At 38.4% G+C, this 12,399-nt stretch carries 7 protein-coding genes; 1 reads left to right on the forward strand and 6 read right to left on the reverse strand.

From position 1 onward, the window contains the following. Window positions 1-44 precede the first annotated feature (44 nt). Both bshC and ACVWYG_RS10045 read right to left on the reverse strand, forming a co-directional pair. Complete coding sequence (gene bshC, locus ACVWYG_RS10040) at window positions 45-1,631, reverse strand: bacillithiol biosynthesis cysteine-adding enzyme BshC (RefSeq protein WP_457270091.1); 1,587 nt, start codon at window positions 1,629-1,631, stop codon at window positions 45-47. Between the two features lie 208 nt (window positions 1,632-1,839). After that, window positions 1,840-2,631 carry an ion transporter gene (locus ACVWYG_RS10045; protein WP_457270092.1) on the reverse strand — a complete coding sequence of 264 codons (792 nt, stop codon included), beginning with the start codon at window positions 2,629-2,631 and terminating at the stop codon, window positions 1,840-1,842. A gap of 256 nt (window positions 2,632-2,887) precedes the next feature. Here ACVWYG_RS10045 and ACVWYG_RS10050 point away from each other — a divergent pair, with 256 nt between their 5' ends. Continuing rightward, window positions 2,888-4,732, forward strand: a complete 1,845-nt coding sequence (locus ACVWYG_RS10050; RefSeq protein ID WP_457270093.1) for an alpha-L-fucosidase — start codon at window positions 2,888-2,890, stop codon at window positions 4,730-4,732. Window positions 4,733-4,951: 219 nt separating this feature from the next. Here the strand turns inward: ACVWYG_RS10050 and ACVWYG_RS10055 are convergent, their stop codons facing one another. The 4 genes from ACVWYG_RS10055 to ACVWYG_RS10070 form a co-directional block, all read right to left on the reverse strand. Beyond that, entirely contained in the window at window positions 4,952-6,763 is a 1,812-nt protein-coding gene (locus ACVWYG_RS10055; RefSeq protein ID WP_457270094.1) for a SusD/RagB family nutrient-binding outer membrane lipoprotein, read from the reverse strand. 17 nt (window positions 6,764-6,780) lie between these two features. Beyond that, window positions 6,781-10,197 carry a SusC/RagA family TonB-linked outer membrane protein gene (locus tag ACVWYG_RS10060; protein WP_457270095.1) on the reverse strand — a complete coding sequence of 1,139 codons (3,417 nt, stop codon included), beginning with the start codon at window positions 10,195-10,197 and terminating at the stop codon, window positions 6,781-6,783. A gap of 56 nt (window positions 10,198-10,253) precedes the next feature. Next, window positions 10,254-11,441: an ROK family protein gene (locus ACVWYG_RS10065; protein WP_457270096.1), complete on the reverse strand. Its 1,188-nt coding sequence runs from the start codon at window positions 11,439-11,441 to the stop codon at window positions 10,254-10,256. Between the two features lie 320 nt (window positions 11,442-11,761). Further along, on the reverse strand, window positions 11,762-12,391 hold the full coding sequence (locus ACVWYG_RS10070) for an NAD(P)H-dependent oxidoreductase (protein ID WP_457270097.1): 630 nt from the start codon (window positions 12,389-12,391) through the stop codon (window positions 11,762-11,764). Window positions 12,392-12,399: the final 8 nt, after the last annotated feature.

A 12,399-nucleotide genomic window follows, 5' to 3' on the forward strand; every position in this document is an offset into this window, starting at 1 on the left:
TTTTGTGGTCTTATCGATGAAAAAACTGAAAGGATTTGGATACTTTACGGCAACAATAAGGTAAAGTCTCCACCAAGGGGTTCGAAATTTTCTATCAAGGTAGATAAAAAATCCTCCCCGTAGTTGACATACATCGGCGCAAGATTCATTGTTCTTTCTTGAAGCGTTCCGTTTGGAAACAATCGCTTTTTTACATTTTCTATCTGGGTAAGCGCAGTTTTGTGTTTACGTTTCTCGGCCCTAAACAATTTTTTCTCAAGATTGGTTATCAAATGTTCTGTCTTATTTAACGCCGCATCAGCAGAAACAGACAACGTTTTATCTATCTTATATGCGGTTAGCTTAATCTGTTCAAAAATGCTATTTATGGAACGCATTTCATCTGCAAGGCTAAGTGCTACCTCCGTATTATTACGGACCCATCTGTCTTTTAAGGCGTCGACCGACAAAAAGACATCCTCCAAACCGAAGCCTAAAGTGAATAGATTTTGTGCGGATCTTTTATCGATAAGTAAAGCAGAATTTCGCAGCAACAACACCGGAAACGGCACCTTATAGAAATCAAAATTTGCTTTGAGTTGCATCCAGTAGGCCACCTCTGCACCGCCGCCAATGTAAGCGATGTTTGGCAAAATGACTTCTTGATAAAGTGGTCGCATCACCACATTCGGACTAAAACGCTCTGGATAATTGTGCATTTCAGCTGCTAGCTCCTCTTTGCTAAAGCTAATTTCGGTATGATTGACGAGATACTTTTCGTCTTTGAAAATTAGTCGCTCGCGGAGGTTATCGATTAAATAAAAGAAGTTAATGTCTCGCCCATTCACCTGACTTTTATAACCTAAATCCTCCAATTTTTTAGAAGTAGCATCTATCGTCTTGGCACTGCTTTGATGGGTAATGTCTGCAAGCATGATGTCCATAAACTCGGCTTTAAGCCGTTTATCATCTGCATTTATAATTATCAATCCATATTTCTGAAAAAGTTCGTTTACCAAAAAACGTGTAGCGTCGGCTAAATTATCGTGTTTTAGATAAGCTTTTTGCACTATTTCTGCCAAATGTTTACCGTTTTTACTTATCCCCAAATAACCAGTGTAAGCGGTAACCGCAGCGGCTACTGTTTTAGTACTTAATCTTCCTGTTGCGCCATTGGTACTTTGTAACCAACTGATGTTTTTTTCATCAACATTTACATGATTTATTTCCTCAAAATCATGGTCTTCAGTTGCCATCCAGTATATAGGAATAAAATTTTTCTCTGGTTGAGCTATTTTAAGTTCCCTGGCGAGATTAATTGCAGTAACTATTTTGTAAATGAAATAAAGCGGTCCAGTAAACAAATTAAGTTGATGGCCAGTTGTTACCGTAAAAGTATCTTTAGATGCTAAAAGCTCTATATTTTTAAGCACAGATTTATTTGGTGTTAAAGCGCTGTATTGCTTTTGAAGCACATTTACCAACGTTCCTCTATCCCCTGTTTCTATCCTATTTTCTACTGCGCTTTTAAGACCATGAAATTCAGGTCGATAACTGTAAAAATCTTTTAACTGCGGCTGATCGTCTATATAATCTATGGCCAGCTTAGAAAAAAATGCTGTATCTTGATAGGAAATGTATTGTGCCTGCATAAGACGCTAAATAACGTAATTTTCGGCGGAAATTATAAAAGCAGTCTGCATTTTACATAATAGGGACGGAAAGAGGAGCGTGATGGGTGATCGGTAATGGGTTATAGGTGTGGCGATAGGTTTTTCTTTTTCACAACCTCGATCTCTCTTCCATTCTCCTCGCTGCTTTTTTTTACTAAAAAAGAATTTAGGAGCTCGGATTTCTACATTAATCCTTCGAAAACGACTTGCCACACCCATTGCAGAATTTGGCATTTCTATTGTTTCTGGTGTCACAACTTCCACATTTTTCATTTTCAGAATTGCTCATCGCAACCGTAACAATACCAGTTGGAACTGCAATAATGGCGTATCCGAGCATCATCGCTAACGCTGATATAAATTTGCCCAACACACTGTGGGGAACCATATCGCCGTAGCCAACAGTCGTTACTGTAACAACAGCCCAATAAATGCTTTGCGGAATGCTGGTAAACCCCTCTTCTCCCCCTTCTACTACGTAGATTATTGTGCCTAAAAAAACCACAATGGCCAACACTGTAAGTAAGAAAATACTTATCTTGTAGAGACTGGATTTTAAGGCAACCATTAAAACTTTCGATTCTGCGTTGAATCTTGCCAACTTAAAAATCCTAAAAACCCTCAATAATCTAAACACTCGTACCACTAAAAGGTAATGGTAACCGAAAACGAAAAAGCTCAAATAAGTGGGCATTATAGACAATAAATCGATCAGTCCCCAAAAACTAAAAATATACCTTAAGGGTCTTGGACTAATAAAAATTCTGGCGATGTATTCGATGGAGAAAATGATGGTAAACCCCCATTCTAATATCAGGAACAAATTCATGTGATTTGCGCCTAAGTCTGGCACACTTTCTAACATCACCACCAACACACTTGCCAAAATAAAAGCAAGCAGCCAAATGTCGAATATTTTGCCCGCCTTAGTTGATGTGCCAAAAACTATCCCATACAATTTTCTACGAAGCGGACCCATATCCAACCAAAGTAACTAAATTTTTGTAGACTTATTTCTAACTTAACAATCAGCCTAAAAATTTAAAGAAATGAAAGCAATAAAATTGACTTAGTAACGAAAACAAAGAGTTAATGTAAATTGTGTATCGCCCAAATTTCTCTAAAGAACGTAAAATTGAGGCATGTGATTTTTTAGGTTTTGCAAACTATGTCTATTTGACTTGTAATTGCGTGAGTTATCCCTTATTTTTAACTAAAACCAAATTTAGCACCTTATGGCGAGTCGTATTTTAAAGTTGTTGTTTTTAATTTTCTTTAGCTGCAATGCATTCGGACAAAAAGCTAGCATTTCCGAGGAAAAAATGCAATGGTTCTCAGATGCCAAAGTTGGTATTTTCATCCATTGGGGGATTTATTCGGTTAATGGCATTTCAGAATCATGGGCTTTTTACAACAATTACATCAATCATGATAATTACATGAAACAGCTTGAGGGTTTTGCTGCAGAAAAATACAATCCAAAAGAGTGGGTAAATCTTATTAAAGAAAGCGGAGCCAAATATGCTGTGATTACTACCAAACATCACGATGGCGTTTCGTTATGGAACACCAAAGCGCCTAAAGCGACAACAACAATAAATAATAGTGCTGCAAAACGGGACTTAATTTCACCCTTCGTTGCTGAACTTAAAAAAGCAGGATTAAAAACAGGTTTATATTTTTCTTTGCCCGACTGGAGTTATCCTGATTATGATGTTTTTACAAGAGACAGAAAAAGGTATGATGCCAATGCAGATGTAAATAGGTGGAAGCGCTTCTTAACTTATTATCAAGGACAAGTGAAAGAACTTTCTACACAATACAATCCGGATTTAATTTGGTTCGATGGAAATTGGGAACACTCAGCTGCTCAATGGGAAACGGGCAAGGTTAGAGATTTACTAAAAGCGAGAAATAAAAACATCATCATTAACTCCAGATTAGACCAGCACGGCGATTATGAGACTCCAGAACAGGGCGTTCCAGTTTTGAGACCTAATGATCACTATTGGGAACTCTGTTATACGATGAACGATTCTTGGGGATATCAGCCAAATGACCACCATTACAAAACTTCGAATATGATTGTAAGAACGCTTGTAGACTGCATTGGCATGGGCGGAAATCTACTGTTGGATATTGGGCCGAAACCTAATGGAACAATTGCACCAGAACAGGTCGCAATTTTAAAGGATTTGGGGCGATGGACAAAGAAACATGCCGAAGCCATTTACGGCACGGAAGCCGGCATTCCAGAAGGACATACTTTTGCAAGAAGTGCTCTTTCAAAAGATAAAAAAACTTTATTTCTTTATCTAGAAAATAAAGATTTAGATGGCACTAGGCTAAGCGGAATAAAATCTAAAATTAAACACATTAGTGTTGTCGGCGAAAACACTAATGCAACCTTTACGTCATTAGGTCAAAACGACTATCTAATTAAAATACCTGAAACTGCTTTTGACAAAGATGTAACTGTTTTAAAAGTATCATTTGACGATGCTTTGCAGTTGGCACCTCTAAATAGTAAACCAATAAGTTATGAAAGCTTATTTATCAAAAATAAAAATTTGCAATCGGCGCACTTAAAATTTAAAAAACTAAGTGAAGATTTAAATAATGGCCTAAATATTTTTAAAGACAGTAAGCTCGCTTCTGATGGATTGGGATTTGCACCAGATGTAAAGCCTTTAGACGAAGAGGCGGTAAATTGGGTAATAAAAAATGCCGAAGTGCTTTCTGGTTCAATCAAGGGTATTCCGGCTGGGCACTATTTTGGCAATACGGCACTTTCTGCAGATAAACAGACATTATATCTTTTTGTAGAAGGCAAACCAAATGGCCCTATTGCGATAAAAGGCTTAAAAAATAACATTAGCAGAATTCGTATTGTTGGGGAAGGTACAATGCTTTCGCATGAAGTCTACAATAAATTATATTGGAGTAAAGTTCCAGGAATTGTTTATATCCCGATACCAGAAGAAAAACTCGACAAACACCTAACCATTGTTGCAGTTTTGTTAGATGGTCCGATTGATTTATACAGCGAAAAAGTTGGGGCGGTGGAAAATAATTTATAAATTTTAAAACTTTTTAAATAGGAAATTCGCAAATTTATATGGCAAAGCGCACGATGATGAAATTGATGTATGAGAGAACTTGAGCAGTGAATGCTAGATTATTATAAAAGAGATAGTCTTCGAATTGTATTAAACCTTAGATTTTTTATACTGTAGACTGCAAAAAAAGGGCCTGCGAAAATCACAGACCCTTTATCAATTAACCAATTAGGTTTGAACCTATTTTTTATCCCACCAAATTCTTCCTTTAGTATCTAGTGCATTAATCCCATAGGCCGGATCTTTTGCAATCATTGCTTGAATGGCATCTGAATAATTTTTAGAATTTAGATTAGAACCTGTACTTAAGTTCAACGCACTGCGCCTAGGAATCAGTAGGTTTTGACCGCCATCGTAAATGCTTTCTAGATAAGCAATAGAAGAAGTTCCTATCAAACCGTTATTTCCTGGTCTAACATCTGTAAATTGAGGATAACCAGTTCTTTTCCACATGGCCCAAGATTCTTCTGGCTGCCTTAAATAATTAACCCAAGCTTGAGAATATATACTTGGCAAGCCCAAGAAGGGTAAATTGGCAGCAAAATCCCCTATGGTAACGGTTGATGCATTTGGAACATTTGCATTAATAGCAGCTGCTTTGTATTCATCGAATGATGCTTGAACACCTGCATAAAACCATTGTGAAGCAGATTTACCTAGACCATTGCCACCTTTTTGAGCAATTTCTGCCATCATAAAGCAAGTTTCTGGATAAGTTAAATATGGAGTGCGGTATTTTATAGTCGCGCCATCTACATAAGACTCATCATCGTGCATTAAATCTTTAGAAGAACGCGCATCGAAACCACCAAAGCCGCCATTTTTTATAAACAACCTACTTTGTATGGCTGATAAAAAGCCTAAAGTTTGCGTACCACCTGTAACTGTAAATGTTTTAAACCGATCTAATCCGGTTGAACCATAAGCAGAATTCGCAGACGCAGGAAAAGTGTGTTTTCCCCAGTAACGCACTTGGTTTTCTGGTTGAAGTAACGCTGTTTGTGTGGTAGCGTCGCCGTTTTGTTTAACCGTTAAATAGTTTTTATAATTTGCACCAAAATCATTCTGGCGAACCATGAAATTAATTCTTGGATCTTTGGTAGATTTAAGATACTCTACGAAAGGAAACGCTGCATCATATTGAAATAGGATAACATTAATGTCATCTACGTTATTGTTCCAATCGCGCGTTTGATTGTAACCAAACGATCCGTCATTTGAAGCGATAATGGTGCTCGCAAAATTGCTTGCAATGTCTGTTAGAACACTTGTTAGTTGTGCGGGATCTCTTTGCTCATAACGTTGTGCTATTTTTATGCGTAAGGTATTGGCGAAGGCTAACCACTTTGCATAATCTCCATTGAAAAAGAAATCTTGACTACCCAAAGCAAATTGTCCTGTTCCGTTTTTTAACAGCAAGGCTGCATCTTTTAACTGCGTATCGAAAGTCTTATATAGTGTATAGTCAAAATCGTACATCGGCAGCGGATATTTGGCATCATCAAACGCTTGAGTATAAGGTAAGGCGCCAAAAACATCGGCAACTTTCCATGCTTGGTATACATTGAGCACTTGGCAGATTGCTTTCAAACTTTGGTAGGTTGCTTTTTGATCCGCCGGTAACCCATCAATTTTGGCTATGATGCGATTCATATTCCTACCTATCCCATTAAAATAATCGTTGTAATATGGGAAATTAGGATTTGGACCGATCGATTTTGTTGGATTCCAATAACTTCCGGCAATTCCATTCGCATCCGCACCATCTGCCACGATGTATTGCATATAAGTCATAGTGGAGCCATACTTCTGACTTGTATTGTCTCGACTAGTGATTGTAAAATCGGCTGTTGCAGCAGTAAATATGAATTCCGGATTCGCATCTGGTAAAGTTTTTGGGTTGGTATTAAGATCTACCAAATCTTTTTTGCAGGATTGCCCCAAGATTGCTATCGAGATCAATCCCAGTATATATTTATTTATTGTTTTCATTGTTGTGAAGTTTAATACTATAATGTAATATTAAGGTTGACAGAATAATTTCTATAAAACGGCACACCACCTGTTATGTATGGTCTAAACGGATCGTTACTTTGGATGGACTCTGGATTTTGACCATCAGCCAAGGTTCTATATAGATATCCTATGTTTCTCGCAGAAAAACCTATCCTAGCGCCTTTTATGTGAGCTTTATCCAAAATCGAAGTCGGTATGCGGTAGTTTAATGTAATTTCGCGCAGCATAATCCAAGAGTTCTTAGAAGCCGTTTCATTTCCATTAATGTTTGTGCCGTAACCATACCATCCGTTATAATACAGAGAGGCTTTCCATGGTTCAACTAGTCCTTGATCATAAGCTTGTCTAAATGTCATCCCGCCGATATTAACACCTGCCTTAAGTGGGCTTGTCTGCCCGGCATCAAAAACTGCATTTGGAATCACTCCATCGTATCTCGTTTGCCCAGTATAGGAATCGATTCTTGCAACACCTCCATGTTCTTGATCTCTAAAATTTAGGGTATTTGCAGACGTTCCTTGGCCGCTAGCATAACTTAATGCCTCTGAATATACGTAGCCACCAAAACGGCCGTCAACTTGAGTAAATAAATTAAAGTTTTTATACCTCAAGGTAGAACTGATTCCACCTGTAAGATCTGGTTCGATTTTACCGATCGCAATTCTTTTTTGTGTGTCAGAATAATCAGGATTAACAAGCGCATAATCTGCAATATCATATTTAAGCGCTGGGTTAGTTTGCACATAGCGGCTACTTACTTGAAGAAGTGGGAAACCAGTTGCAGGATCTTTTTTAGAAGAGGCACCTAAATCCGACGTAAGTACGCCAAAATCACCACCTTCGTATGCCCAAACATTTGCACCATCATATCCTCCGCTCAATTCCCATTCTTTTATCCCAAAGCCAAGACTTTTAATCATGCTTTTATTATGAGCCATGTTGACAGCTACGTTCCAATTCCAGTCGCTAGTACGAATGGGGTTTATATTTACCAATAACTCTAGCCCTTGATTCTGAATGTTGCCAAAGTTCAAAAAATTCCGACTATAACCAGTTTCTAAAACACTAGGCACATATAGCAATTGGTTGAAGGTGTTTGTCTTGTAGTAGGTTAAATCTACATTGATCAGCTCTTTTAAAAAGCCGAAATTTGTACCAAACTCAAGTGAACGTTGCCTTTGAGGCTTCAAATCGTAATTGGGTTTAACATCTGCATTGATTTGGCTCGCACTACCAACAGTCTGATTGTTGTTATTGTAAATCGTTCCAGGTGCATACCCTGCACCGGTAGCGTACGGACCTGCAACACCTGCATTACCCACATATGCTAAAGAAGCTCTCAATCTACCACTCGACAACCATTTAGGCATATCTGCCTGAAACTGATCATAGAATCCGTATGATAAGTTAATTGATGGATAAAAGACCGAATAGTTATTTGCCCCAGCTACTGCAGTTGGGTAAGTTAGTGTACTCAACCAATCGTTACGCCCAGTTAATTCCAAATTTAAATATTCTTTATAATTTAAATTTAACACACCTGCAACGCCAATGGTTTTTGTGTTTGCTGTTTGCGAACCAGGGTAGGTAACTCCATTTGATCCGTAATTATAGTAGTAGTTATTTTGAATGTCATTGACAGAGTTTGCAGGAAAAAACTGATTTGGTACTGCCAACCCTCCGTTGGTGCTTACCCCATAATTCTCGGACAGCCCATTTCCGTAAATTTCATTAATAATTCTTAAGTCTACATTCAAGTCGTCATTTAACACTTTTTTACTTCCATGAGCCATAAAAAGCAGTGTGTAGTCGGTTGAATAATTTCCAGAACTAGAGTAATAGCCACCTACATTATTTTTATCGTTGCCATAGTTTTTTGTTTCATTATAAATTTTCAAAAAGTTGACATTTCCCCTTCCTGATAGATCTAACCAAGGTGTAATCTGAGCCTTTAACTGGGCGTAGCCCAAAAATGAATTTTCATTCCTGTTAGAATTGTTCTTATCAAAAACAGAAAAAGCGTTAATGACACTACTTAAGTTTCCAAAAGCGCCAGCGCTGTTAACAGAATTGTCTGCGTTGCGATAAGTTGCACGCCAATCATTATAGTTTAGGTTACGCGGGAGATAGTAGGTATTGAATGCCAAATTTGATCCACCACCATACGCATATCTGCCCTGATCAAAAAAGTTACTCGTTATCGTATTTGCATAATTAATTCCAATCTCGGTTGAAAAAACCTTATTCAAATCACCACCAACCTTAATATCAAAGGCATTTCTTTTTAAGGCGTTATTTGGCAACATACCCTTGCTTGAGTTGTTTGAATAGGATAAGCGATAATTAAATTTATCGTTAGCGCCGCTTAATGCAATATTGTTATTGATGAAATTTCCATCTTGATAAAAAGCTTTCCAGTTATCTGGTTGAGCTACATAAGCGGTCATTCTAGAATGGTCAAAGATTACTGGATGTTGGGTACCATCATATTTTGGCCCCCAACTGCCAACGGTGTTTGCCTGACTTCCGTCTGGGGCAAAATTACCTTCTCTTGTTAGCGCACTACCCTGTCCATAAGTGTTTTGAAATGTTAAAGGACTTTTGTAAATGTTAGAAGTTTGGTAGGTTGAATTCACTTCTATACCGAGACCAGTACCAGATTTTCCTCTTTTAGTAGTGATTACAATGGCACCATTTAAACCCCTAGACCCATACAACGAAGTTGCTGCCGCACCTTTCAAAACAGTAATAGATTCATAATCGTCTGGGTTTAAGTTTTTCAATTGAGAGCCTGCATCAGCACCATCCGCACCTATTAAGTTGTTTTGTAATACGTTTCCGTCTACTACAAAAATGGGCTGGTTATTTGCTTGTCCAGGACTAGAACCCAACACCTTTGCACCACGAATTTGTATAAATGGCGACGTTTGAATACCAGATGCGCTCATAACGTTAATATTCACTCCGGCAACTTTACCCTGCAAAGCTGTAATTGGATTAACGGTATTGGTACGGGTAATGTCTTCTCCCTTAACAGAGCTTACTGAATAACCAAGGTTTTTATCTTCCTTTATAATTCCCAAAGCGCCAACTATTTTTACTTCATCAAGCTGGTTGTCATTTTGCTTAAGTGTTAAATTGACAGAAGATTTGTCTCCGACAGAAACCTCCTGCTTTATATAGCCAACCGCAGAAAATACCAACACATCATTGGTATTTGCAGAAATGGAGAACTTTCCATCCGTATCTGTTTGTGTTGCCCTGGTTGTTCCCTTAATTGATACACTTACGCCTGGAAGGGGACCAGACGATTCTCTAACTGTTCCTGTAACAGTTTTCTGTGCAAATGCAGCCATTGTTAAAACAGTTAACAATAGCGTACCTAAACACTTTAAGTACATTTTTTTCATAACATTCATTGTTTTTTAGTTCACGGGTATTTGTTTGTTTAAATTTATTTTCATGCTTAAAATTCACTGTTCTCGATCACCAAACTTGCTGCAGCGAGCAACTCCGCATCTTCTGCTAAGTCTGAAACCACGATTTTTGTCTGTTCTGCAATCCTTGCGATGCAAAATTCGTGTATGGCTTGCTGTATGCTCGGAAGCCACATTTTACCGGCTCTGGCCCCTCTACCTCCGAGTACAATACATTTTGGGTTCATAATATGTATTAGCGTGGCGACTCCTTTACCTAGATGATAGCCTGTTTCTGAAAGGATAGATATGGCTAAAGGATCTTGTTGCGTTACCGCAGTCAGAAAGTGATCTCCGTGCTGAACACGCTCGTCTTCGAACAAGGTGGTCAAACTAGTCTCCGCACCCTCGGCAATTGCCCTTTCTGCTTTTTCTGCCATCACCTTAAGTGATGTCTCTACCTCTAGGCAACCGCGCTTGCCACAGGAACACAATTTATTAGAACTCGACAGCGGCACATGACTAAATTCGCCAGCATAACCGGTACTGCCACGATAAAGCTCTCCATTAATGATCATCCCAAGTCCGGTACCCCATCCTAGGTTAATAACGAGGGCGTTGGTATAGCCTTTTGCTGCCCCGAAATGAAGTTCTGCCAAAGCAATCAGACTGGAATCGTTGTCTAAAAAGACAGGAAGGCCAAGTTCATCACTCAAAAATTCGCTGATGTTTAAGGGTTCGTCTGCGGTAAGAAAAGAATAGTTAATTCCGTCCTGTTTGTTGATGAAGCCTGGCATCCCGATCCCCATCCCTATAAGATGCTCTAATTGCAGTCCGGATTTTTTTAAGGATGTTTTGATAAAAACCACCAGGTCATTTACGCCAAGGGCTCCACTCTCGAGATTGAAATCCATTGTCTGGGTTTCCATCATCTTGTTGCGACGCAGATCTAAAATATTGAAACGAGTAATGCGCTGATCCATGGCAAGAACAACGATGTATTTTTGATGATCTGGATTTAGAGTAAACAATGCTGCACGCCGGCCGCCGCTAGAGGGGGCCAATCCTTCTTCCAGCACATAACCTTCATCTACCAACGCATTAACTGCTGTTGCAACTGATGGCAAACTCCTCTGCGTCAGTTTACTGAGCCTAGCAAGCGAAAGCGCATTCTTATAAAAGAAGTATTTAATGATCTCGGCTCTAAGCTTTAATCCGTTTCGTTTTGCTGCTGACATTCTTGGTTTAGTTATACAAACTTAACATTAAAGTTACAATCTACCAAAATCTTTTTTAATTTTTTTAATAAGTATTGTCAATAAAAAAAACTTCTCAATAAGTTTTTAAGATTAAAAGGTATTCCTATGTTTTACATATACTATTTTATATCTAAAAAGCTCCTAAAAAATCTTCGGAATCCGGCGTCGGCCAAAAGAGCCAGCAGTATTTTCAAATGGATTATAGATCATTTCCGTCAATTCAAGAAAGTGCAAAAAAAAATCCCCATCAAGGAACTAAATTTTGATGGGGATAAGGAAATATGAAAGCTGATAAAAATCTAAATTTTTATAAAAAACTCATCTTCAGGTGTCCGGACTTTTTTTAGGTTTACCAACCAATCATTTTCTTCATCCCTGTAACCTAATGGCACAATAACAACGCTCTTAAGCCCAAGCTCCTTTAAGCCAAGAAAATCATCCAATTTTGGTGCCTGAAATCCCTCCATTGGCGTTGCATCTACCTTCTGCTCAGCAGCAGCTACAAGCGTTATGCCCAAAGAGATGTAAGCTTGTTTCGCTGAGTGATTTTGATGCCACTCTTGTCCCAATGGCTCATACATGCTCCATAAAGAATTTTGATAACCTGTTACAGAATCCTCTGGCAAACCACGATCCTTTGCGCCTTGAGCTAAAGATTTACCCATACGGTCATTGGAATATCCATCCCAAGCTGCAAATACCAATAAATGAGAACAGTCTGTAATCTGACTTTGATTAGAAGCGATTTTCTTAATTTCGGCAAGCTTTTCCCTGTCGCTGATCACAATTATTTTAAATGGCTGCAAACCCGATGAAGATGGAGCCAAGCGAGCAGCTTTTAAGATATAATCAATTTTATCTTGTGGAACGATTTTACCGTTCATTTTTTTAGTGGCATAACGCCAATTCAAATCCTCTATTAAATTCATTTTTTTGA

It is taken from the genome of Pedobacter sp. UYEF25 (assembly GCF_054061655.1).

Bases quoted from the DNA above. Each gene is read 5' to 3' on its own strand.
- ACVWYG_RS10070 (WP_457270097.1), bottom strand. From the start codon at position 12,391: ATGAATTTAATAGAGGATTTGAATTGGCGTTATGCCACTAAAAAAATG.
- bshC (WP_457270091.1), bottom strand. From the start codon at position 1,631: ATGCAGGCACAATACATTTCCTATCAAGATACAGCATTTTTTTCTAAG.
- ACVWYG_RS10055 (WP_457270094.1), bottom strand. From the start codon at position 6,763: ATGAAAACAATAAATAAATATATACTGGGATTGATCTCGATAGCAATC.
- ACVWYG_RS10050 (WP_457270093.1), top strand. From the start codon at position 2,888: ATGGCGAGTCGTATTTTAAAGTTGTTGTTTTTAATTTTCTTTAGCTGC.
- ACVWYG_RS10060 (WP_457270095.1), bottom strand. From the start codon at position 10,197: ATGAAAAAAATGTACTTAAAGTGTTTAGGTACGCTATTGTTAACTGTT.
- ACVWYG_RS10045 (WP_457270092.1), bottom strand. From the start codon at position 2,631: ATGGGTCCGCTTCGTAGAAAATTGTATGGGATAGTTTTTGGCACATCA.
- ACVWYG_RS10065 (WP_457270096.1), bottom strand. From the start codon at position 11,441: ATGTCAGCAGCAAAACGAAACGGATTAAAGCTTAGAGCCGAGATCATT.